A 22,293-nucleotide genomic window follows, 5' to 3' on the forward strand; every position below is an offset into this window, starting at 1 on the left:
GGGTCGTTCCACGTCCTGTTCGACAACGGTGGCCTGTACGAGCCGAGCTGGCGGCTGGGCGGCACGGGCTACCGGCCCGTCTAGGGCTCCATCACCTCGACCTCGTAGTCGTCATCGTCGTCGGCGCGAGGTGGTGCCATCGGTCGGCGTGCCACCGGCTTGGGAGGTGGCGGGGTGAGCGCCTGCTCACCCCGCTCCGCCAAGGCGTCGAAGTCCTCTTCGGACATCGACGACAGCACGTCGAGTCCTTTCGCGACCCGCGCTTCCACCCCCTGGCCGAAGACATCGGTCGATGCCGCTTGCCGCAACGACTTCCTGCCCGTGATCACGTCGTCGAGCAGCGCGCGGAACGCCGGATCACCGCTCGTGTCGCGCAGCACGCGCAGCTCGTCGGACATGGCCATCTCAGGCTCCCGGGTGGTCGTAGGCGCCCTGCGGCAACGGATGTCCGGTCAGCGACTGGAGCTTCGACAACGCGGCGAGGATCAGGGCCAGCGACGCCAGGACGGCGTTGTACGCCTTGTCGTGCGCCTCGACGGCCGTCTGCCACACGCGCTCCGCCTTCTTGATCCGCAACGCCGCCAACGCGTACCCGGCGATCGGGCCCAGGATCGTCTCCGCGGTCGCGGTGCCGAGCGCGGCACCGATCGCCGCCTCCAGCATGAGCTCGAGCAGGTTCTCCAGCTGGCTGTCCAGCATCTTCGCCAGGGTCCACATCCGGTACGCGACCTTGTGGAGCTCCTCGCCGATCTCGGTCAGAGCCTCCTGCTGGCCCGCGACCGCGTCCGCGAGTTTGGTGAAGTAGGCGTCCGCCGCTGTGGCCGCATGTCCCTGCCACGACTTCATCAGCACGTTCTTGTGCTCGGTCAGCGCCTGCCCGTACGCCGCGTAGTACTCACCGAGGTGCACCATCGCGCTGCCGGCCTTGCTGTACGAGGCCCAGTCGCCGGTGACGTAGTCGACGAGCCACTGGCCGGGGTTGATGCCGCCGGTGACCCACTCGGTGAGCTTCATGACCGAGTGGCTCACGTTCAGCCAGTCGGCGACGGACAACAGCTCGTCGGCGGCGCTGGGCATCGCGCCCTTCGCCTCCGGCTCGAGCAGCATCTCAACGGGCTTCACGGCTGCTCCCGGTAGGTCTTGTCGAGACGTTCGGCCGTCGCCTGGTCGGTGCGCGAGTACATCGTCGCCGTGCGCACGACCTCGAGCGCGCTGGCGTCGACGAGCTCCTTGAGCCTGTCGAGGTTCTTGGCGACGGCGGCGGAGACGTCGTGGATGCTCCTGATCGCCGTGCCCCAGAGAACGCCACCGGCCCGGCCGGCCTGCCGGTCGGTCAGCGCCACGTGCTTCTGCGCGTACGCCTTGCCCGCCACCGCCTGATCGGCCAGGTCGGAGAGCTGCGCCTGGAACGTGTGGAAGTCCCGGGGCTGAACGCTGAACGTCATGCCGGCCATTACCTCAGCCGGGCCGGTCACCCCGCCACTTCTGTTCCGTTTCCAGGGGCTCTCCGGCGGCGGCAGGTGGTCGAGCAGTCATTCGCCTCGCGACGCCGTGTCCGTCGGGCATGGTGTGGAGACATCACGCCCGGGAGATCGAATCTCGGTGGGCCCGAGCGACTCGTGGAGGAGCCGAAGTGAGCTCACCGGCAGCGAATCACGACTCGTCGCATCGTCATCTCCTGGCCCGCGCCGCCCCGGGCGCTCCAGCGAAGGTGGACGCGATCATCGTTCCGACGTCGCGCCCTTCTTCCTGCCTTCGAACCGTGATCGCGCTCGCGAAGCACCACCGCTGCACGCTCGTCGCGCTGTGCAGCCGCCGGTCGTCGGCGGAAGCCGCCGCGTCGCTCGCGGAACGCGAGGGCGTCGAGATCGTCGCTGTCGACATCGCCGCGGCGACACCCGGCCTCATCCCGGAGTTCCGGACGACCGCGATGCTCCGCGGTGGTGTTTTCGACCGCCGCACCGACACCAGCGTGAAGCGCAATCTGGGGCTGTTGATGGCGGCGGTGGCAGGGTGGGAGCGGGTGGTCTACGTGGACGACGACGTGGTCGTCCCGCGTCCTGATGATCTCGGCGACGCCGCGGGACTGCTCGGCGAGTACAGCCGCGTGGGGCTGCCGGTCGGTGGCTTCCCGGACAACTCGGTCGTGTGCCACGCCCACCGCGACGCGGGTGGGGCTCAGGACACCTTCATCGGCACCGGCACGCTCGCGGTGGGGGAGGCGTCGTTCACCTCGTTCTTTCCGGACACCTACAACGAGGACTGGCTCTTCCTGTTGAACGACACCGGGTTGTCGCCGTCGGCGGTGACAGGACTCGCGATCCAGCAACCGTACGACCCCTACCTGGACACCACGAGGGCGAGGACCGAGGAGTTCGGCGACTGCATTGCCGAAGGCCTGTTCAGCCTGCTGGGCGCCGGACGCCGGCTGACTGACGCCGACGCCGGGTACTGGCACCGGTATCTGGCTCGGCGCAGGCTGTTCATCAACGAGGTCATGGGCATGGCCGAGCGTGCACAACTCGACAGCGTCACGAAGGACCGGATGCGTGCCTGCCTCACGGCCGCGCTGGAGTGCAACCTCCTGATCGGACCGGGGCTGTGCCTGGACTTCATGTCCGCGTGGCGAGCGGATCGGCAGACCTGGCGCAGGCACGTCGAACTCACGCGCCGGCACCACGGTGGGCAGCCGGTCCAGAAGCTGCTGGCCGACGCCGGGCTCGTGCACCGCTACCTGTCAGGTGCCTGATCGAGGTCTGGCCGGGTTCGCTGCCCGAGCAGGCGGGCCAGCACCACCGCGGCCTGGCCGAGTTGATTCGTCCGAGGCAGTGAGGACAGGGCGTCGCGCCACAGCTCGAGATCACGGCCCCAGTCCGCGACGAACCTCGCCAACAGGTCCGGCCAGTCGCCGGTGTGCGTGTCGAGTGCCACCTGGACGACACGTGCGGCGTCGGACACACCGCGCTCCACGAGACCGGCGGACAACTCACGCAACATCGCGCGCCGTTCGTCCAGAAGCGACCTCCAGAAGCCAGGACTGACGACCTCGCTCAGCCGCGGCGTCCTGAGCAAGCCTTCCACCAGGACCTCACCGAACTCCTGGGCGGCCGCGCGCTGCGGATCGCGGTACGGGTCGTACTCCTGCTGTGTCGTCGTGCCCACGACGCAGGCCGCCGCCGGGTCGTGGCGGAGCATCTCCAGCCACAGCAGCATGTCTTCGTTGTAGACGGGTGGGAAGAACGGCGGCAGCGGATCGCAACTGATCGCCATGGCACCCCCGCCTGCGAACGAGACTCGCGCGTCCGTGCCGTGCGTGCGTGCGTGCCCGACGGCGGAGAAGTCGCGGAACTCGTTGATCGCCCAGCCGACGAGGCGCCGCGGGACACCGCCGCGATCCGTTCCCGCGAGCAGGGCGGCCGCGTCCTTCAGGTCCGCCCGGCTGATCGGCTGCACGTCGTCGTCGACGAAGAGCACGCTTCGCCAGCCGAGGATGCACGCGATGATCAGTCCCGCGTTCCTCTTCTGACTGAGATCACCGGTCGTGTTCGCGAGCGGATGCCCGGACGTTCGCATCGGGAGGATGGCCGCGCGAGAGAAGTTCTCGAATGGCAGAACCAGGTACTCGTGCCGGGCGAGACCAATCCCGGCCAGCAGTGTCCCGGCTTCTGCCGCGTCGGTCCGGCCGCTGGTGAGAACCACCAGGCAGGAACCGGCATTGCGCGCGGTGATCGCGGCCGCGCTGAGGTGGTGCGCGCCGCGGGCCGAGGGCACGACGACTCCGTCGAAACAGGATGCCGGACCCTCCGGCGCCTGTGTGATCTTGTGACGATCGGCAGCGGGCATGGTGGCGAGCGACGACCGGTACGCCGTGAAGGCACCGAACTGTTCAACAGCGGTCACGGGACGGAGCCGCCAGGGCACGAGTGCGGCGGCGGAGACGAGGAGCAGCACGAACATCAATCCCTGAACCGTCACAGCAGACCCTCCTGGCAGTCGACGCTCGTCATTCGGTCAGGTCGGCGAGCCGACGGCGGATGTGGTCGGCTTCGGGAGCACCGAGATCGACGTAGATCGCCAGCGCCAACTCCCAGCTCTTCCTGGCTTCTGCGATGTTCCCCAACGCCGCGTGAGCGTGGGCGAACCCTTCGTTCGCCTGCGCTTGCTCGTGACGGTCACCGATCTCCTGAGCGATGGTGAGCGCCTGTTCGTGCAAGTCCATGACCGACTCGGCGCCGCTCACGATCCGGGTGGCGTTGCCCAGTCCGTTGAGGGCTTCGGCTTCCAAGGCCCGATCATGAGTGGCGCGCGCGAGAACCAGCGCCTCTCGGTGGTAGTTCAGCGCCTCAGCGCAGTTTCCCTGGTGCTGGAGTGCCACGCCGATGTCGCTGAGCGCATATCCCTGGCGCGGCCGATCATCGGTTTCCCGGAACAACGCCAATGCCCGCTGAGTGTGCTCGACGGATTCCTCGTGGCGGTGCAACCGGTCGAGAACGAGACCCATGTTGTTGAGCACCGATCCTTGCCCGCTGCGATCTCCGGCGCTTTCGAAGAGCCTCAGTGCCCGTGAGTCGTACTCAAGTGCGTCGTCGAACCGGCCGAGCAGCATCTCCACGTGTCCGAGGTCCACGAGCGCCAGCGCTTCCGCCATCGGATGACCAGTCGGTGAGATCATCGCGATCGCCTGTTCCAGGTGGTCGCGGGCGTCCAGGTAGCGGCACAGGCGCTGGTACACGGTTCCCAGGTTGTGCATGGCCCGGCCGGTCGCGAGTGGATCCCGCTGCTGCCGTCCCGCCGTCACCGCGAAGGTGTGCAGTGTGACGGCGTCGTCGAAGTGCCCTTGAACGTCGAAGTACCGGAAGAGCGTGGCGGACAGGAGACTCGCGTAGATCGCCCAGGTGGTGTCCACGGTCTGAGCCGCGACAGCCAGGAACGTCGCCCGCTCGCCTTCCAGCCACCGCATCGCCTGGGCGTCGTCGACGAAGTTCGTCAGCGGCTCACCGGCCTCCGGGAGCCGAGGCCGGCGATCTTGCTCGTGGGGGAGGAGGACGTCCATCGCGAGCGAAGCGGTGCGTTGGAAGAAGTCGAACAGCCGCCGCAACGCCGCCTCCTGCGCCGCGCTGGATTCCTCTTGCGACGCGAGGTCGGCCGCGTAGACGCGGAGCAGGTCGTGCATCTGGTATCGGCCCGTTCTGGTGCGCTCCAGCAGATGCGAGCGAACCAGCGAGCCGAGGACCCGCCGAGCCCTGGTCGGCGTCGCGTCGATCAGTACCGCGGCACTGACCGGCTCGAAGTCACGGCCGGGATGCAGCCCCAGCAGACGAAACGCGCGTGCTTCGTCAGGTTCGAGATTGCGGTAGGACCACGACAGCACCGCACGCACCGCCGTGTACGGATCGTCTCCCGCTTCGAGCAGGTCGAGCCTTCCCCGCTCGTCCGTCAGGTCGCTGACGAGCTCGGTGAGGCTCGCGTCCGGGTTGCTGGAAGCCAGATCGGCGGCGATCCGGAGAGCGAGCGGAAGCCTGGCGCAGTGCCGGACGAGAGCATCGGCGCCCTCCGGCTCCGCGTCGACGCGGGGACCGACCAGCATGCGCAACAGCGCTACAGCCTGCGCGTGCGGCAGCAGGTCGAGGTTGACCCTTCGGGCTCCGTCGCGGGAAACGAGTCCTGGCAAGGTGTCCCGGCTCGTGACGAGCACCAGGCACGAGGACGTGCCGGGCAGGAGCGGCCGAACCTGCTCCGCGGACCGTGCGTTGTCGAGCACGATGAGCATCCTGCGACCGGCCGCGATGCTGCGGAACCGGGCCGCACGCTCGTCCAGCTCGAAGGGGATGTCCGCGTTCGGGATCCCCAGCGAACGCAGCAGGCTGGCGAGCGCCTCACCGGGCGACACCGGCCGCTCCGGGCCGTAACCGTGCAGGTTCAGGTACAGCTGACCGTCGGGGAACCGGGCGCTGACCCGGTGGGCCCAGTGCGTGGCGAAGGCGGTCTTCCCGACTCCCGCGGTGCCGGACACCGCGGAGATCACCATCGCCGCGGGTGACTCCTCGGCGGACCCGAGAAGAAGGTCCATCTCGGCCAGCTGCTCGACCCTGTCGGTGAAGGCGTGCACGTCGGGCGGCAGCTCGTGCGGCACCGGGACCTCGATCTGCGGAGCCGAATGCAGGTGCACACCACCGGCGATCGACCCGGCTTGAACGACGGCGGCCGCCCTGCCGGACATCTCGTTGGCAGTGCGGGCGTCGTCCTCACCGGCCTCGTTCGACACTCGAGCCCTTCCGTCGTGCTTTCCGAGGCTATCGACGCGCGGGTGTCGTTCGTATCGGCTCTCCGGCACATTGGTGCTGGTGGGTTCTTCCTGTCAGCCATTCGGGTTCGTGCTGTTGGTGGCTGATCACGAAACGTCGATGGTTCGGTGAGGAGGTCTCATGTCCAACTTGCACATCCGGCCCGCTCGACCCGGCGATCTCGGGTCACTGACCCGGCGGCTGGGGCAGGAGCGGTTCTTCGCGGACCGCCTGGACAGGCAAGCTGACGGTCGTGGGGTTCTGCTCACGGCGTGGTGCGCGGATGTAGTGGTGGGGGTCGTCCATCTGTGGATGGAGCAGGCCGAGGAGCGCGAGATTCGTGAGCACCTGCCCGGAGTCCCGTTGATCACCCACCTGGAGATCCACCCGGATTGCCGGCGCACGGGTGTCGGGACCACTCTCGTCCAGGTTGCGGAGAAGTTGTTGACCGCACAGGGATACGACAGGATCGCGTTGGCCGTCGGGGTAGGCAGTGCGGACGCAGGGCAGCTCTACGCCAGGCTCGGCTATCGGGTGTGGCCGCACCCGCCGATCAGGTGCTGCTCAGTCGGTGACGGCCACGGGCATCGACAGGTCGAGATCTGCAACGTCTTGACCAAGGCTTTGGCCCGGTAGGTACCTGCTGCAGAACGCCAGTCCCAAGTTCGCCACGACCTTCTCCACGTTGCCCGCGCGGGGGTTCGCCTTTCTGCTCGGCTGAATTCGCTCGAGGTGCTGTTGCCAGGTTCGGCGGTCGTCCCTCCAAGCCTGCACGTAGGCTTCGCACCACTCGGGCTTGATGTACTGGGAGCGTCCCCATGCTGCTTTCAGCGAGTCGAGCTTCCTGGCTCTCAGCTCCGACGGGCGTTCCGCCCGGACCATCTCCATGGTGTCGAGGATGAATCTCTGTCGGATCCGCAGGTATGCGCGCCAGTAGTCCGTGTCTGCGTCCTGGAGCGGGTATCCCTCGTCCAGCAGCCAGTACAAGCCCTCCGCCAGGACGTCGCCGAGTTCTTCCATGCGGGCGCGGATGTCTTGGGCGAACGGGTCGTACGGTTGCTGAATCGCAATGCCTGTGACGGCGGTATGACCGAGATGATCAGCATCCAGCAGGAAGAACCAGTCCTCGTTGTAGATGTTGGGGAAGAACAAGGAGGTCGACCGGGCGTTGACCGCGAGTGCGCCACCACTCACGAACACGTCCTGCGCTCCGCCGGCCTCCCGGAACGCGTGGCACACGACGGAGTTGTCGGGATAGCCCTGGATGTTCAGGCCGACACCCGCGTACCAGTCGGTGAGGGCCGCTGCTCGGCGGAGATCGAGCGGATCGGGAACAACGATGTCGTCGTCCAGGAAGACGATTCGCTGCCAGCCCGCTGTCCGTGCGATGAGGAGCCCGAGGTTGCGTTTCAAACTGATGTCGTTGTGACGGCCGAACCGGGTTCCCTCCAGCAGGGCGGATGTCCTGAACCTCGGCAACAGGTGCAGGGGAGCTTCGCCCACGTCGACGGCCAGCAGTTCTGCACCTCTGGCGGCCGCGAGTTCCGCTGTCGTCCGGGCTGACGAGTAACAGCCGCTGTGCAAAGTGACCAGCGTGCAGTTGAGCTCCGCCGCGAGGTCGACAGCGTGCGTCAACGCTCGGGGCCGGCGCACGGTTGGCACGATGATCGCGTCTACCGGCGCCATAACCGACGTTCTCGGCGCGGTGTGCAGCAGACTGCGATGTGAACCGTGGTGAGTGTGCAAGCGGCTCTTCAGGGCAGCGGTCATTAGTCCCTCACAGGCCATTCGTGCAGAAGGTGATCGGGGTCGGTCCGATCAGGTGTCACGACCGAACCTTGCAGGACCTGCACTCGACTGAGGATGCTGAACGTGTCCGATCCCGCGAATCGGCTCCGCACATACGCGTTGTTGCGGTCGCGAAACCGCGCATCGGTCAGAGCGCGCACCGCACCGAGGACTCCCCGGGAGTGCGCGCCGTTGCAAATGGTGATCGTGCGCTTGAGGTTGAACGGGTTGGACACCCGGCCGAAGTGCGCGACATCTTCCACGATCACCTTTCGGTACCCCTGGTTGCGCAGTACCGGCCGGAACGTCGTGAGAGCTCCGCGTTCAGCGACCTCGAAACCCGTGACGTCGGAGTCCTCGGCCCGGTTCTGCTGCCTGACAGGCAGATCCGCGCGATGCAGCACTCCGGCGGTGACCTGATTCCAGTCGACGCCGCCCAGCAGCACCAGATGGCCGGTGTACCGGTCGGGTTCGAGGGATGACGCCCCTGAACGCACTTGCACGTTGCTGGACGGGTTCAACGCTCGGATGTGACCGTGCAGCTCGAGAAGCGAGTCCAGATCGGAGTACCGGTACAGCTCCGCGTAGTCGGGATCTTCCGGGTCGGTGAAAGGACGTTGCGTGAGCAGTCGATCGGGCAGTTCGGCGCAGACGATCGTGATGTCCTGAGTCGCCGGAAACCGCCACAGGTCGTCCGCGAACGGAGATGCGACCTCGATCGGGATTCCGCGTTCCGCGCTCTCCCGCAGCCCGGTGAGCTCGGCGAGCAGCGAGTCCCGGACCGCCTGCTCGTCGCACGTCAGCTGGGCGATGATCCGGAACGGTTGCCGCTCGACGGAGCGGGCCGTGGCGAAGAACGTCGCGTAAGCCGCCAGCCGATGTTCAGGCGGCAACACCGGGTCGTGCCGGCGTTCCCACGACGAGAGCAACGGCACGCTGACACCCAAAGCCTCGGCCAGTTGGCGTTGCGCGATGGCTTTGCCGGTCTGGCTCGTCGTCCGCAACGACCGCAGCCGGCCAGCAAGCCGTAAAGCCGGGTCCTCGGCAGAGGGCACCCCGTCACCGTCCTCGGTCAAGGATCAGGCCCACCACCAAGATGGTCGTTCATCGCCGGTCGCAGCGCCAGCGTTCGCGACTGACTCCCGCATGTCACCCGGTCGTGGCCAACTGTCCCGAAGCGGCACCGGCGTGGTGCGCGGATGTGCTTCAGTGATCGGCATGCGCTTCGCCTGGCTCCTGGTCTCCGTCGCCGCCCTCACGGCCTGCACCTCGCCGCCGGAGCCGCCGCTGGACTCGCCGGGCCCGAAGCTCGACCCGCAGGCGATCGCCTACGACAACCTCGACTTCACCCTCTCGCGGAAGCCGGTCTTCGACAGCACGTGCGAGACGCTGCCGTCGAACCTGCAGTCGTTGCTGGGCTCCGTGAAGAAGCCGGCCACGGGCATGGGCGGGACCTGCAACGCGGACATGGAGTGGGGCACGCTGACGATCGGGCTGCTCGGGCCCGGCGCCGGGCGGAAGTCGAACGCGCGGCACTTCGTGGACGTGTGGAACGGCGACCGCGGTACGGCCCACTACTTCCAGCGGTCGATCCTGCTGGACCGCTACTACGCCACCACGGCGATCAGCGGCGAGGTCAACGAGTCCTGCACGGTCACCGTGGACACCGGGTCCGAGCTGCCGTTCGAGGTGCGGGCCGCGATGGACTTCGACGAGAGCATGGCATTGACGAAACAGGACGTCGACCAGCCGATCGACCGCGCCCTGCGGGAGTTCTGTCCCGCGGCCAGGAGTGCGGCGGAGAAGCTGCTGCCGCTGATCGACGAGAACGGCGGCAGCAGGGCGCGCTAGCCGGCGTCGCGGCGCTGCAGGCGGAACAGCGAGAAACCGAGCAGCGCCAGCCACAACACGAGCGAGCAGATGGTCTGCGTCCACCCGGTGCCGAGCCCGGCCAGGTGCCAGGCGGCTTCGAGCGGGTAGATCAGGCCGAACACCTCCGGCAGCGCGAGCCGCGCCACCATCAGGATCGGCACCACGATGAAGAACACCGTGAGCGAACCGCCCGTGTTCGGCACCAGCAGCGAGATGATCAGCGCGGTGAGCAGCACCAGCGCGGTGGCCAGCATGGTCACACCGAGCACCCAGCCCAGCCGCATGCCCAGCAGGTAGTTGTGGTTCAGGCCGTTCGCGGTGGTCTTGATCAGGGCCGGGAACAGGATGAACGTGACGAGTGAGCAGATCAGCCACACCATCGCGAGAACCGTGCCCTGCGCCAGGAAGTAGCGCATGCGGGAGGGCTGCACCAGCAACGTCGGCTGCACGCTCTTGTACTGCCACTCGCCCGCGACGAGCTTGATCACGGTCGCGAAGACGAGCAGGAGTCCTATTTGGACCGCGATCAGCAGCGGCCCGATCTGCTTGCCCGCGCTCGCCAGGTTCGTCTGCGTGAGCGTGAACAGCAACATCAAGCCGACCATGAAGACCGGGGCGAACGCCAGCACGAGCTTGTCCGACCTGGTGCCGACGAGCTTGCGCAGTTCGACCACCACGAGCCGCCAGAACGGTGACCGCCCGGCCGCGCGCTGGACGGGTGGCGGGTAGGTCTGGGTCATGCCCTGCTCCCCGAAGTCAGGCGGAAGAACAGGTCTTCCAGGCTCATCTGCTCCTCGCGCAGCCCGAGCAACGGCACCCCCGCGGCGAACGTGACGTCCGAGACCCGCTCGACCGGCGCGTGCGCGGCGATGAAGCCGTCCGGTGCGGGCTGGATCGCGACGCCGCCCCGTTGCAACGCTTCCGCCAGCCGCTGCATGTCCTTGGCCCGCACCAGGGAACGCGAGGAAGTCGTCAGGCTCGCCAGCGGCCCGTCCGCCACGATGCGCCCGTTCCCGATCACCAGCACCCGGTCCGCGGTCTGGTCCACTTCGGACAGCACGTGACTGGACAGCAGCACCGTGCCACCCCGGGAAGCGTGCCCCCGCAACAGGGTGCGCACCGCCCGGATGCCCTCCGGGTCGAGGCCGTTGATGGGTTCGTCGAGCACCAGCAGCGGAGGGTTGGTGAGCAGGGCGTGCGCGATGCCCAGGCGCTGCCGCATGCCGAGGCTGTACTTGCCGATCTTGCGCGTCGCCGCGTCGGCCAGCCCGAGCATCTCCAGCACCTCGTCCGCCCGCCGGCTCGGCACACCCGCGAGCGTGGCGGCCATGCGCAGGTGGCCGCGGCCGCTCCGTCCAGGATGGACAGCCGCCGCGTCGAGGAGCACCCCGGCCACGTGGGACGGGTTGGGCCACGCGGTGAACGGGCGGCCCGCGACCGTCGCCTGGCCATGATCCGGCCGGGTGAGCCCGGTGATCATCCGCAGGGTCGTCGACTTGCCCGCGCCGTTGGGCCCGAGGAAGGCCGTCACGGTTCCCGGTTGGAGCTCGAAACCCACCTGGTCGACGACCCTGCGTCCCTCGTACGTCTTGGTCAGCCCCCACGCTGTCAGCACGGGCTTCACCGTAGCGGGCGCGGCTGTCCGTCGCGGGCCGAATCGCCCAATGGTGCGGTGCACCATCAGGTGGAGCTTCGATGTGTCGACCGCACACGTGGTGCGGTCCAGTTACCCGGTCTTAGCCTCGGTGTCGTCCTGCCTGCAACGACGGAGGCGAGCACATGCGATCGAGGAAAGCGTTGCTGGGACTGGCGATGGCCACCGGTGTGGCCGCGACCTCCCTGTCGATCTCGACGGCCGCGGTTCCGGCGCCACAGCCGGGAACCCTTGCCAGGTACGACATCACCGGCACCTACGTCAGCGGGCTGTCGTCCGGCGGCTTCCTGGCCAACCAGCTGCACGTCGCGTACTCGAGCGTCTTCCAGGGCGCCGGCATCTTCTCGGCCGGTGCCTACGACTGCGCCCAGAACAGCGTGAACACCGCCCAGTTCGCCTGCATGGACACCTTCCAAGCGCGCAGGACGCCCGCTCAGCTGGAGGAGCTGACCAGGAGCAGGGCGGCCCAGGGCACGGTCGACCCGCCGCAGAACCTGTCGGGTGATCCGGTGTGGCTGTTCCACGGCACCGCGGACCAGACCGTCGCTCCGGCCGTGAACGACGATCTCGCCACCTACTACCGCGACTTCGGCGCTCGGGTGGCCTACCACAACACCTCAGCGGCCGGGCATGCGTGGGTCAGTCCGATCGGCCCGAACAGCTGCGGCTCCACGTCGTCGCCGTACGTCAACAACTGCGGGACGGCCGACCCGGTGAAGGAGATGCTCACCCACCTGTTCGGCCAGGCCGGTCCGGCCGCCCCGGCACCGTCCGGCAAGCTCGTGCAGTTCGACCAGAGCGGGTACGTGCCCGGTGGCAACGCGGCGGCGGTCAGCATGGGCCGGGAGGGGTTCGCGTACGTGCCGCGGGCGTGCGAGACGGGACCGTGCAAGCTGATGGTGACGTTGCACGGCTGCTACCAGTACTACGGTCTCGTCGGCAACGCGTTGATGGACAAGGCTTATCTCAACGAGTACGCCGACACCAACAACATGATCGTGCTCTACCCGCAGGCGACCACGATGACCGGCAACCCGCGCGGCTGCTGGGACTGGTGGGGTTACCAGTCCGCCCAGTACGCGCTCAAGTCCGGCCCGCAGATGACCGCGATCGTGAACATGGTCAAGGCGATGACGAACGGCCAGACCACGACCCCGCCGACAACGCCTGCCCCGGACTGCGTGACCGCGAGCAACTACGCGCACACGACCGCGGGCCGCGCCTATGTCCTCTACGGACAGACCTACGCGCTTGGCTCGAACCAAGCGCTCGGCCTGTGGAACACGTTCACCAGCAGCAGCATCCGCCAGACCTCACCGAACTACTGGGTGAAATGCTAGTCACGGGGCCTGGGCGTCCACGCCATGAAGTTCGCGAACAGCGCGCCGAGGATCAGGACACCCAGCATGATCCCGCCGACCCAGTGCGCCTGGTCGTTGTCGGCCAGCGCGGCCTCGACGACGCGACCGTTCTCCACGTCGTAGCGGATCGTCACGCGGTCGCCGGGCGGGTGGGCCGAGCCGTTCTCGGACAGCGTCATGACCTGCTTCGAACCGTCCGGGGCCGGGAACTCGACCTTGACCGAGACGCTCTTGCCCGACTTCAGCCGTTCCTGCACCACGCCCTCGGTGCTCGCCCACGAGTGCTGCTCGGCGGACGCCCTCATCACCAGCACCAGGCCCCCGACCGCGCCCACCAGCACGATCGCGGCCACGATCCGGCCCGTCCTCGACTTCAACGACTTCGCCACCACGCCTCCTTCGGTGATCACATCGCTGCATCGGCCCCGAATGTGACAGGCATTTGGCGGATGGACTCGCCGCCAGTCGTTGGACACGCTGTGCCGATGTTCAACGGCAAGCACGTGATCATCACCGGCGGCTCCAGCGGCATCGGGCTGGAGACCGCGCGTCTGCTCGCGGCCCGCGGGGCGCGGCTGTCGTTGCTGGCGCGCGGCAGGTACAGGCTGGAGACGGCGGCGGAGGAGTTGCGCGCCACCGGGGCCCAAGTGGACTTCCGCGCGGTCGACGTGGCGGACGTGGCCGGTGTCACGAAGGTGCTGGCGGAACTGGGGCCGTGTGACGTGCTGGTCAGCTGTGCGGGGGTGGCGAGGCCCGGCAGGTTCCTGGAGCTCCCGGACGACGCGTTCCGGCAGATGATCGAGGTCGACTACTTCGGCACGCTGAACGTGGTGCGGGCGGTGGTGCCGGGGATGGTGGCACGACGGCAGGGCAGCGTGGTGGCGGTGTCGTCGGCCACGGCGCTGCTCGGGATCTACGGCTACAGCGCGTACGGGCCGGCGAAGTTCGCGGTGCGCGGGCTGATGGAGTCGTTGCGGGCGGAGCTGCGGCCGCACGGAGTCCACGTGGGCGTCGTGTTCCCGCCGGACGTGGACACGCCCCAGTTGGCCGAGGAGAACAGGTTCAAGCCCGCCGAGACGTTCGCGATCAGCGGTACGGTCAAACCGTTGCCCGCGTCGGTGGTGGCGCAGGCGATCGTGGCCGGGATCGAGAAGCGGCGGTTCCTCATCTGCCCGGACCTGAGCATGAAGGTGCTGGCGCGGTTCGGTTCGCTGCTGGCGCCGGTGCTGAACCGCTACTTCGACGGCAAGATCGCCCGGACGCGGTCCGCGGCCGCCTGAGCGTCGGCGATCACGCGGTCGGTGTCGCCCACCAGCTTGCCGTCCTTCTTCAGCGCCACACCGTTCACGAACACCCACTGCACGTTCACGGGCTGCGTGTTGAAGACGAGCTGGCTCGCCCAGTCGAACCGGGGAGCGAAGTTGAGCGCCTGCGCGTTGATCACCTGCAGATCGGCCTTCTTGCCGGGCGTCAGCGAGCCGATCTCCTTTTCCAGCCCCAACGCCTCCGCGCCGCCGAGGGTCGCCATCCGCAGCACGTCCGCGGGCTTGGGATAACGGCCAGGGTCCGCGGACTGCGCTCGCTGCAGGCCCACGGCGGCGCGCATGTTGTTGAACATGTCGGACGTGTCGTTCGTGCCGCCGTCGAGGCCGAGGCCGACCTTCATGTTGCGCGCCTTCATGCCCGGTACCCGCGCGATGCCGGATGCCAGGCGCATGTTGGAAAGCGGGTTGTGCGCGATGCGGACGTCATGTGCCGCCAACTCGTCCAGCTCCGCGTCGGTCGCGTGCACGACGTGGTTCGCCAGCAGGCCGGGCCGGATCGCACCAGCGCGGCGCAGCACCTCCATCTGGTCGGTCGCCGGGTCCGCTTTGGACTCCAGCAGGTGCACGTTCAACGGCACGCCGAGTTCCTGAGCCAGCTTCTCGGACGCCTCGACGTTCGCCACGTTCCAGTTCGCCGGATGCGTGCCGATCTGCAGGTGCGCCAACGGGTTGCGGTCGATCACGTCCTTCTTGATCCGACGGACCTCCGGAGCGATCCACGAGTCCGTGCCCGCCATGAACGCGAAGACGAACCGTTGCCTGGAGTCCTGGAGCGCCTTCAGGTTGGCGCGCGCGAAGTCCGGGTTGAAGGCGTGCGACCAGTCCGTCACCGTCGTCACGCCCGTGGAAATCGCATCCAATGTGGATAGTCGCGCACCCGCATAGGCGTCGGCCCCGCTCACCGTCGAACCCTGCAACGGCAGCACACAGCCGCCGAGCCACCCGTTGAGCTCCTTGTCCGTGGCGCACCCTCGGATCAGCGACTGCCACAGGTGCGTGTGCAGGTCCACGAAGCCGGGCAGGACGATCTTGCCCCGCCCGTCGACCACCCGCGCGCCCTCCGCCGGCACCCCACGCCCGACCGCCGCGATGTGGTCGCCGTCGATCAGCACGTCGGCGTTCTCGAGCGTGCCCAGCGCCGGGTCCATCGTGAGCACCATCGAGGCGTTGCGGACCAGCGTCCTCCCGCCGGCGGACCCCGGTTCCGGGCTCACCAGGAAACCCACGGCGAGGAGTAGGGCCAACGTCAGCGCGAACACGCGTTTCTCCACGTCAACGGACAGTATCGGCACTCGATGCACTCACTCCAGTGTTGTTCCGTTCCCTGTGCGGAGCCGCCCGGCGGCGGTAAGTAATCTCCACGCCAGAGCGCACCTATGAGAGGGTTCGGGCGATGCCTGGCGTGTTCGTCAACTACCGCACCGGAGACGGTGAATGGGCTGCTGCCCTGGTCAAGCGGGAGTTGAGCGCGCGCTTCGGTGCTGACCAGGTCTTCTACGCGAGCCAGTCCATCCGCCTGGGCGAGGACTTCTCCCGCGAGATCCTGAGCGGCCTGCGCCGCTGCGAGGTCCTGCTCGCCCTCATCGGCCCGCGCTGGTCAGCCGCCGTGGACCGCGAGGGCGTCCGCCGCCTCGAGAAAACCGACGACTGGGTCCGCCGCGAGATCACCGAGGCCTTCAACTGCGGCCTGCGCGTCATCCCGGTCCTCATGGACGGCATCGACCCGCTCACCGAGGCCGACCTGCCGGACGCCCTGAAGCGCCTCGCCCGCTGCCAGTACCTGCGCATTCACCACCGCAGCGACGACCTGGACCTCCCGCGCCTGGTGGACGAGCTCGTCGAGCTGGTGCCGGAACTGCTCAAGGGCCCGTCCAAGCCCGCCCGCGACATCCCCCCGGCCGTCGACGGCGAACTGCGCAGCCCGGTCACCGAGTTCCGCCGAGCCCTGGCCGAACCGGTCGGGCAAACGGTGACCGACCGCGTCCAGTCGGCCGCCTCGGCCGTGCTCGACCTGCTGGCCGAGTCCCGCTACCCGGCCAGCGGCCACCTGGACGACAGCGAGCTGCCCGCCGAGCTGGAGAAACGCCTCACCGGCTACGAGCACGACATGGCCCCACTGCTGCGGCTGGTGGCCATCGGCGTCCGGTCCGGCGACCGCCGCCACGACGACCTGTGGACCACTCTGGCCGAACGCTTCCTGCGCCCGTCGCCACGCGACCGCGGCGCCCAGGACGTGTGGGTCAACGCCGCGTCCTACCCGGCGTTGCTGCTGGTCTACGTGATCGGAGTAGCAGCCGTCGCGTCGGACCGCGAGGACCTCGTCCACCGCCTGCTGTGCCAGACCTCGGTGGGCACGGACGGCCGGACCACACCGGTCCTGCGCGCCCTGGCACTGCGCAACGTCGTCGACCCGCGCCACGCGGCCGCACTTCCGTCGTGGGCCGGCACGCCGCCGCGTCAGGCGTTGAGCGTGCAACTGAGGCAGGTGTTGAGCAGGGTCTTCTTCAACGTCGTCGACGGCAGCTCGTTCGAGTGGGCGTTCGCGGACTACGAGTTCCTGCGCAGCCTGCTGGAACTGCACGAGGGAGCCTTCTCGTCGCTGGGCGAGTTCGCCGTGCAGCTCGACCGCGACGACTCGGTCATCTACGAACGCAACCTCGCCCGGCTCAACGCGGACTCCGCCCTGCTCCGGGCGGGCGCGTTCGGCGGCGAGCCGGATCAGGTGGCCGCGGCCTGGCGCGAACTCCGCCAGGCCACCCGCGCCCGGTACTCCTGAGTCGTCACTCGAGCAGAACCATGCTGAACATCGCACCGGCCGCGACCGCGAGCACGCCGCGGCGGTACTCGTCGGGCACCGCGGTCTCTCCCGCCATGTCGTGGCCCCAGGCGACCACGGAACCGTTCCCCTTCAACGCCAGGGTGTGCTCCCAGCTGGTGTGGACCGAGACGACCCCGCTCCGGGCATCGGGCGGGATCGCCTCCTCACCGCCGAGGTTGACACCCCAGCGCGCGAGCGACCCGTCCGCCTTCAGCACGGCGGAGCGCTGACCTCCGGCGGCGATGGCCGTCACGTGGCCCTGGATCTCGGACGGCACCTTCATGAACGGCCAGTCGTCGTCGCCCCAGGAGATCACCGAGCCGTCCCTCTTGAGCGCCAGGCTGTGGGTGACACCGGCCGCGATCGCGATGACGCCGCTGTCGGCCTCTCGCGGCACGGAGATCTGGCCGTTCAGCTCGCTTCCCCACGCGATGACCGCGCCGCTCCTCTTGAGCGCCAGGCTGTGGCCGCCGCCGGCCGCGATGGCGATCACGTCACTCATGGCCTGCGGCGGCACCGAGAGCTCACCCGGCACGTTGACACCCCAGGTGACCACGGAGCCGTCCGATCTCAGCGCGAGGTTGTGGCTGTGCCCCGCGGCGATGGCGACCACATCGCTGGTGGCCTCCTCAGGTACGTCCGTCTGCCCGAACGTGTTCTCGCCCCAGGCGAGGACAGTGCCATTGGCCTTGAGCGCCAGGCAATGCCCGAAGCCGGCCGCCATCGCGATCACACCGCTCAAGGCCGACGAGGGGACGTGCGTCTTGCCGCCGAACTCATCACCCCACACCGCGACGGCACCCCTGGCCACGGTGAGCTGCTGAGAGGCGTGGGCGGTCAGGGAACCTCGGGTGACGGTGAGCGAGACCGTGTAGATGCCCGGCGTGACGAACCGGTGGTCGAACTCGGCTGTGTCGGCGGTGGCCTCTGGCACGGCCGAGTCAGGTGACGTCACGGTCCACCGCCACTTCTCCGGTTGCCCGGTGGCGTCGGCGCGCAGACGCACCAGCTCACCGGCCACCGGCCGGGGCCGCTCGGCCTGGATCCGGGTGATGGCGGGCGCTGCTCCTGGCACGGCCACGGTCACCGCCGTCTCAGACTGCGCCGACTGCCCGTTCCCGAGGGAGGCCTTGGCGCGGACGGTGAAGGTGCCCGCCCGCAGCCAGCGGTGGTGGACGGTGCTGCCCACCACGGCCGGGGAGTCGTCGCCGAACGTCCACGTGGTGATCGCGGTGCTGGGCGGCTGCAGGGCGATCGTCAGTTCGAACTCGTCGCCGATCACGCCCTGCACGCCGGGCCGGACGATGATCGACGCGGCGGGTGCCGGCGAGGGCCGGTTCGGGGGCTGCTCACCGGGCAGGTTCGTGCGGCCGGGGAGTCCCAGCCCCGAGTCCGGCTTGCGGTGGTCGATCTTCGTCACCGGCTCGGCCTGCTTACGCGGGTCTGGTGCGGGTTGCAGGTCACCCGCGGCGGGGCTCGCGCTGTACTTGGTGATCGTCCGGACGTCGCCCGCCAGGTCCAGCACCCCGGCGACCCTGCCGTTCGGGTCGTTGAAGAAGACGATGCCGTCCTGGACGACCAGCTCGAACCGGACCGGCCGGTCGAACAGCTGCCGCTCGGCGATCACCCGCGAGCCGGCGAGGTCGACGATGGTCGCCCGGCCGGTGGAGTAGTCGGGCACGATCGCGTTGTCGCCGATCTGGATCGGCGTCCCGAGCTCGGCACCGGCGGAACCGACCCGCACGGGCGCGGCGCAGCCGGTGCCGAACCCGCACGAGACCAGCTCACCCCGGCTGCCCGTCGCGATGAGCACGCTAATCCGGTCGCTGGAAGCTCCTATCACGGTCGTGTCGTCGGCACGCACCTCGAGCCGGACCGACCGGGTCACCGCGCCGGTCTCGTGGTCGAGCAGTTCGGCTGTGCCGCGCTCGGGATCTACCAGCACCGGTTTGCCGCCGGCGATGGTGAGGCGTGCGGATTTCGTTGCGGTGGATCGGGTTCGTCGTTCGCCGTGGTCGAGCCAGACCAGGTCTCCGGTGGTGTCGTCGATTGCCCACACGCGGCCGTGTTCGTCGACCCCGGCGCTGCCCGGCCTGATCGTCGTCGCCAGCCGCCGTGGTTCCCCTCTGGGCGTGAACCTGGTGGGGTCGACCTCGACGGTCATTCCACTGTGGACATCGACGACGTCCAGTGCGTCCGCGGTGGTCAGCACGACGAGTCCGTCGCTCGCGGGCAGCACTGGCACCGGTGCGGAGACTGCTTCGGTAGCGCCGTCGACGTGGTTCAGCCGGCCGGTCTTCCGGTTGAGCACGACGGCCGAGCCGCCTCGTTGGGCGACGGTCAGCGCCGTGTCCGCCTCGGCGACCGGTACGCGGGTCTTCACCTCGGCGGCGGCGCCGTCGACCAGGGTCACCTCGCCGGTCTGGCTGGAGGCCAGCCAGACGGTGCCGGACCGCATGCGCATCTGTGCGGCTTCATAACCCGGTCCCACCACGAGAACGGCCGCGCCGATGGCGGCGACAGCGGTCAGTGCGGTCAGGAGGCGAGTGCGTCGCGTCAGCCGTGTCATGATCAGTCGATCTCTTCCCGCAGCAGCATGCTGAAACCGGAGCCGGCCGCGACGGCCACCACACCGCTGTTGTACTCGGCCGGTACCTGCGCCGCGCCCCCAGGCACAGGGCCCCATCCCAACGCTGTGCCGTCCGATTTCACCACCAAGGCGTGCTCCCAGTTGTAGTCCATCGCGACGACGACCGCGTCCTTCAGCGTCCGCGGCTTCATCAAGACGAAGCGGCCGGGGTCGCCCCAGTTGGCGAGCGAGCCGTTCTGCTTCAACGCCAGGCAAGCCTCCTCTCCCGCGGCGATTGCTCGCACACCACCGAGGACCCTGGCCGGTACTGGCCCCTGACGATGCGACATCGTGTCGCCCCAGACGACGATGGAGCCGTCGGCTTTCAACGCCAGACTCGTCCTGGGCCCGGCCGCGATCGAGACCACACCGCTCAGCGCCTCCTGCGGCACGGTCTCCAGCCCGAAGCCGCCGCCACCCCAGGTGACCACGGACCCGTCCGACTTCAACGCCAGGTTGTGCCCCCACCCGGCGGCGATCGCGACCACCCCGTGCCGGGCGCGTTCCGGCACGTCGGAGTTCCACCTCTCGCCGCCCCAGATGATGACCGAGCCGTCGGCTTTCAGCGCCAGACTGCGGTCCCAGGCGGCGACGATCGCGGTCACCCCGCTCCGCGCCTCGTCGGGCACAGTCGCCTGCCCCAGGTTGTCCCGCCCCCAGGCGACCACCTGGCCGTTCGCCTTCAACGCCAGTGCGTGACCGTTCCCCGCGTCGATCGCGATCACCCCGCTCCTGGCTTCCTGCGGAACGTCCAACTCGTGGGAGAAGTTCTCGCCGCCCCAGGCTTTGACGACACCTCTTCCCACGGTGAACTCCTGGGACGACTGCGCGGTCTGGGACCCTCGCGCGACCGTGAGCGCGACGGTGTAATGGCCGGGTGCGGCGAACGCGTGGTCGAACTCGGCGGTCCGCGAGATCACTTCGGTTGCCGGTAGGCCTCGCCTGGTGACGGTCCACTCCCACCTGTCCGGCTTTCCGCCGGTGTCGGCGCTGAAGTGCACCGGCTCGCCGATCACCGGCTTCGGCCGCCGGACGTTGAGCGAGGTGATCCGTGGCGGGGCTCCTGGCGGGTCGACGGTCACCGTGGTCTCCGCCCCGACCTGCTTTCCCGCGTTGATGGTGGCGGTCGCGCGGACGGTGAACACCCCTGGTGCGGACCAGGAGTGCCGGACCGAACTGCCTGACGCTTCAGCGCCGTCGCCGAACGACCACCGGGTCGTGTTGCCGGACGCGGGCCGGAGCACGAGCACGATGGTCAGCTCGAACTCGTCGCCGACGACACCGCGGTCGCCGGGTTTGACCACGATGGACGCTGTGGGACCAGGAGCCGGCACGTCGGAACCAGGACGGTCGGTCTGCCGCGGCAGACCGAGGCCGACCTTCGGCTGCTGCTGCCCGACCTTGGTGATGTCGTTGGCCCGCGTGGATCGGCCGGGTGTCGGCGAGGGATCCTGGGTGGCGGGTTTCCCGGTGTACTTGGTGATCGTCCGGACCTCGCCCCACAAGTCGAGCACCCCGGCCTTGGCACCGTTCGGATCGTTGAAGAAGACGATGCCGTCGCGGGTGATCATCTCGAACCGGGTCGGCTGCTCGAACAGTTGCCGCTGGGCTACTACACGGGCTGCGGCGAGGTCCACGATCGTTGCCTGGCCGGTGGAGTTGTCAGGCACCACCGCGTGGTTGCCGGATTCGACCGGTGCGCCGAGCTCGGCGCCCGCGGCACCGACCTGCACCGGTTCGGCGCAGGAGGCGGTGTCGAACGAGCACGAGATGAACGAGCCGCGGGACGGGATCGCGATCAGCAGCCGGGACGAGTCGGCGGAACCGCTGACGACCACCTCGTCGTCGGCATGCACGTCGAGCCGGACCGATCGGGCGACGGCACCGGTACCGGGGTCGAGCAGTTCGGCCGTGCCGTGCTCGGGATCGACCAGTACCGGCGTGCCGTTCGCGATCGTGAGGTGTCCGGACTTCGTTGCGGTGGCTCGGTTTCGTCGTTCGCCGTGGTCGAGCCAGGCCAGGTCGCCGGTCGTGTCGTCGATCGCCCACACCCGGCCCCCGCCGTCGACGACGACACTGCCGGACCTGATCGTCTCCGCCAGCCGTCGCGGTTCCCCTTTCGGCGTGAGCGATGCGGGGTCCACCTCGGCGGTCATTCCGTTGTGGACGTCGATCACGTGCAGCGCGCCTGGGGCGGTCAACACGACGAGTCCGTCGCTCGGAGGCAGCACGGCCACCGGTGGGGAGATCTGTTCGGTAGCGCCGTCGACTTGGTTCAGCCGGCCGGTTTTCCGGTTGAGCACGATGGCCGAGCCACCTCGTTGGGCGACGGTCAGCGCCGTGCTCGCCTCGGCGACCGGTACGCGGGTCCTCACCTCGGCGGCGGCGCCGTCCACCATGGTCACCTCGCCGGTCTGGCTGGAGGCGAGCCAGACGGTGCCGGATCGCATCCGCGCTCGGGAGACCTCATAACCGGGTCCCACCACGAGAACGGCTGCGGCGATCGCGGCGACAGCGGTCAGCGCGGTCAGGAGACGGGTACGTCGCGTCTGGGATGTCATG

19 protein-coding genes are annotated in these 22,293 nt (G+C 68.7%); 6 read left to right on the forward strand and 13 right to left on the reverse strand.

From position 1 onward, the window contains the following. Positions 1–80: 80 nt before the first annotated feature. From UK23_RS27105 to UK23_RS27115, 3 genes are read right to left on the reverse strand one after another with little or no spacing between them, the layout of a single operon-like run. On the reverse strand, positions 81–404 hold the full coding sequence (locus tag UK23_RS27105) for a hypothetical protein (RefSeq protein WP_052685090.1): 324 nt from the start codon (positions 402–404) through the stop codon (positions 81–83). A 1-nt stretch (position 405) separates the two neighbouring features. After that, a complete protein-coding gene (locus UK23_RS27110) occupies positions 406–1,122 on the reverse strand; it encodes a WXG100 family type VII secretion target (RefSeq protein ID WP_045314476.1) in 717 nt (238 codons plus the stop codon). Next, positions 1,119–1,445 (reverse strand): hypothetical protein, encoded by a 327-nt coding sequence (locus tag UK23_RS27115; RefSeq protein ID WP_156213409.1) that lies wholly within the window; start codon positions 1,443–1,445, stop codon positions 1,119–1,121. The genes UK23_RS27110 and UK23_RS27115 overlap by 4 nt, the downstream gene beginning before the upstream one ends. 317 nt (positions 1,446–1,762) lie before the next feature. Between UK23_RS27115 and UK23_RS27120 the strand changes: the two genes are divergently transcribed. Next, a complete protein-coding gene (locus UK23_RS27120; RefSeq protein WP_156213410.1) occupies positions 1,763–2,749 on the forward strand; it encodes a hypothetical protein in 987 nt (328 codons plus the stop codon). Here the strand turns inward: UK23_RS27120 and UK23_RS27125 are convergent. Further along, positions 2,731–3,975: a hypothetical protein gene (locus UK23_RS27125; protein WP_156213411.1), complete on the reverse strand. Its 1,245-nt coding sequence runs from the start codon at positions 3,973–3,975 to the stop codon at positions 2,731–2,733. The two genes, UK23_RS27120 and UK23_RS27125, sit on opposite strands and share 19 nt — an antisense overlap. Positions 3,976–4,003: 28 nt before the next feature. After that, the gene (locus UK23_RS27130) at positions 4,004–6,265 is read right to left on the reverse strand and encodes an ATP-binding protein (RefSeq protein ID WP_052685093.1); all 2,262 of its coding nucleotides are present in this window, start codon (positions 6,263–6,265) and stop codon (positions 4,004–4,006) included. Between the two features lie 160 nt (positions 6,266–6,425). Between UK23_RS27130 and UK23_RS50595 the strand changes: the two genes are divergently transcribed. After that, positions 6,426–6,920 carry a GNAT family N-acetyltransferase gene (locus tag UK23_RS50595; RefSeq protein ID WP_045314478.1) on the forward strand — a complete coding sequence of 165 codons (495 nt, stop codon included), beginning with the start codon at positions 6,426–6,428 and terminating at the stop codon, positions 6,918–6,920. Here UK23_RS50595 and UK23_RS27140 read toward each other — a convergent pair. Together UK23_RS27140 and UK23_RS27145 are read right to left on the reverse strand one after the other, a co-directional pair. Beyond that, positions 6,849–8,072 carry a hypothetical protein gene (locus tag UK23_RS27140; protein ID WP_156213412.1) on the reverse strand — a complete coding sequence of 408 codons (1,224 nt, stop codon included), beginning with the start codon at positions 8,070–8,072 and terminating at the stop codon, positions 6,849–6,851. The two genes, UK23_RS50595 and UK23_RS27140, sit on opposite strands and share 72 nt — an antisense overlap. Then, a complete protein-coding gene (locus UK23_RS27145) occupies positions 8,054–9,148 on the reverse strand; it encodes a helix-turn-helix domain-containing protein (protein WP_231114689.1) in 1,095 nt (364 codons plus the stop codon). The genes UK23_RS27140 and UK23_RS27145 overlap by 19 nt, the downstream gene beginning before the upstream one ends. A gap of 142 nt (positions 9,149–9,290) precedes the next feature. Here UK23_RS27145 and UK23_RS27150 point away from each other — a divergent pair, with 142 nt between their 5' ends. After that, the gene (locus UK23_RS27150; protein ID WP_156213413.1) at positions 9,291–9,923 is read left to right on the forward strand and encodes a hypothetical protein; all 633 of its coding nucleotides are present in this window, start codon (positions 9,291–9,293) and stop codon (positions 9,921–9,923) included. Here the strand turns inward: UK23_RS27150 and UK23_RS27155 are convergent. Beyond that, a complete protein-coding gene (locus UK23_RS27155) occupies positions 9,920–10,684 on the reverse strand; it encodes an ABC transporter permease (RefSeq protein WP_045314481.1) in 765 nt (254 codons plus the stop codon). The genes UK23_RS27150 and UK23_RS27155 overlap by 4 nt on opposite strands. Continuing rightward, positions 10,681–11,559: an ABC transporter ATP-binding protein gene (locus UK23_RS27160; RefSeq protein WP_045314482.1), complete on the reverse strand. Its 879-nt coding sequence runs from the start codon at positions 11,557–11,559 to the stop codon at positions 10,681–10,683. Before UK23_RS27160 ends, UK23_RS27155 begins: the two co-directional genes overlap by 4 nt. Positions 11,560–11,723: 164 nt before the next feature. Here UK23_RS27160 and UK23_RS27165 point away from each other — a divergent pair, with 164 nt between their 5' ends. After that, positions 11,724–12,938, forward strand: coding sequence for a PHB depolymerase family esterase (locus UK23_RS27165; RefSeq protein ID WP_045314483.1), 1,215 nt, complete (start codon positions 11,724–11,726; stop codon positions 12,936–12,938). Here UK23_RS27165 and UK23_RS27170 read toward each other — a convergent pair. Beyond that, positions 12,935–13,348, reverse strand: a complete 414-nt coding sequence (locus UK23_RS27170) for a DUF3592 domain-containing protein (protein WP_156213414.1) — start codon at positions 13,346–13,348, stop codon at positions 12,935–12,937. The genes UK23_RS27165 and UK23_RS27170 overlap by 4 nt on opposite strands. A gap of 96 nt (positions 13,349–13,444) precedes the next feature. On the opposite strand from UK23_RS27170, the gene UK23_RS27175 reads away from it, so the two are divergent. After that, positions 13,445–14,239 carry an SDR family oxidoreductase gene (locus tag UK23_RS27175; protein ID WP_045314500.1) on the forward strand — a complete coding sequence of 265 codons (795 nt, stop codon included), beginning with the start codon at positions 13,445–13,447 and terminating at the stop codon, positions 14,237–14,239. Here the strand turns inward: UK23_RS27175 and UK23_RS27180 are convergent. Beyond that, complete coding sequence (locus tag UK23_RS27180; RefSeq protein ID WP_082115009.1) at positions 14,194–15,555, reverse strand: amidohydrolase family protein; 1,362 nt, start codon at positions 15,553–15,555, stop codon at positions 14,194–14,196. The genes UK23_RS27175 and UK23_RS27180 overlap by 46 nt on opposite strands. 122 nt (positions 15,556–15,677) lie before the next feature. Between UK23_RS27180 and UK23_RS48975 the strand changes: the two genes are divergently transcribed. Continuing rightward, on the forward strand, positions 15,678–17,060 hold the full coding sequence (locus tag UK23_RS48975) for a toll/interleukin-1 receptor domain-containing protein (RefSeq protein ID WP_052685098.1): 1,383 nt from the start codon (positions 15,678–15,680) through the stop codon (positions 17,058–17,060). 4 nt (positions 17,061–17,064) lie between these two features. Here the strand turns inward: UK23_RS48975 and UK23_RS50600 are convergent, their stop codons facing one another. Both UK23_RS50600 and UK23_RS48980 read right to left on the reverse strand, forming a co-directional pair. Next, a complete protein-coding gene (locus tag UK23_RS50600) occupies positions 17,065–19,671 on the reverse strand; it encodes a PKD domain-containing protein (protein WP_156213415.1) in 2,607 nt (868 codons plus the stop codon). 2 nt (positions 19,672–19,673) lie between these two features. Next, positions 19,674–22,292, reverse strand: a complete 2,619-nt coding sequence (locus tag UK23_RS48980; protein WP_052685099.1) for a PKD domain-containing protein — start codon at positions 22,290–22,292, stop codon at positions 19,674–19,676. Position 22,293 lies beyond the last annotated feature (1 nt).

Source organism: Lentzea aerocolonigenes, assembly GCF_000955955.1.
GTDB lineage: Bacteria > Actinomycetota > Actinomycetes > Mycobacteriales > Pseudonocardiaceae > Lentzea > Lentzea aerocolonigenes_A.

Bases quoted from the DNA above. Each gene is read 5' to 3' on its own strand.
- UK23_RS27105 (WP_052685090.1), bottom strand. From the start codon at position 404: ATGGCCATGTCCGACGAGCTGCGCGTGCTGCGCGACACGAGCGGTGAT.
- UK23_RS27115 (WP_156213409.1), bottom strand. From the start codon at position 1,445: ATGACGTTCAGCGTTCAGCCCCGGGACTTCCACACGTTCCAGGCGCAG.
- UK23_RS50595 (WP_045314478.1), top strand. From the start codon at position 6,426: ATGTCCAACTTGCACATCCGGCCCGCTCGACCCGGCGATCTCGGGTCA.
- UK23_RS27140 (WP_156213412.1), bottom strand. From the start codon at position 8,072: ATGGCCTGTGAGGGACTAATGACCGCTGCCCTGAAGAGCCGCTTGCAC.
- UK23_RS27150 (WP_156213413.1), top strand. From the start codon at position 9,291: ATGCGCTTCGCCTGGCTCCTGGTCTCCGTCGCCGCCCTCACGGCCTGC.
- UK23_RS27155 (WP_045314481.1), bottom strand. From the start codon at position 10,684: ATGACCCAGACCTACCCGCCACCCGTCCAGCGCGCGGCCGGGCGGTCA.
- UK23_RS27165 (WP_045314483.1), top strand. From the start codon at position 11,724: ATGCGATCGAGGAAAGCGTTGCTGGGACTGGCGATGGCCACCGGTGTG.
- UK23_RS27175 (WP_045314500.1), top strand. From the start codon at position 13,445: ATGTTCAACGGCAAGCACGTGATCATCACCGGCGGCTCCAGCGGCATC.
- UK23_RS48975 (WP_052685098.1), top strand. From the start codon at position 15,678: ATGCCTGGCGTGTTCGTCAACTACCGCACCGGAGACGGTGAATGGGCT.
- UK23_RS50600 (WP_156213415.1), bottom strand. From the start codon at position 19,671: ATGACACGGCTGACGCGACGCACTCGCCTCCTGACCGCACTGACCGCT.
- UK23_RS48980 (WP_052685099.1), bottom strand. From the start codon at position 22,292: ATGACATCCCAGACGCGACGTACCCGTCTCCTGACCGCGCTGACCGCT.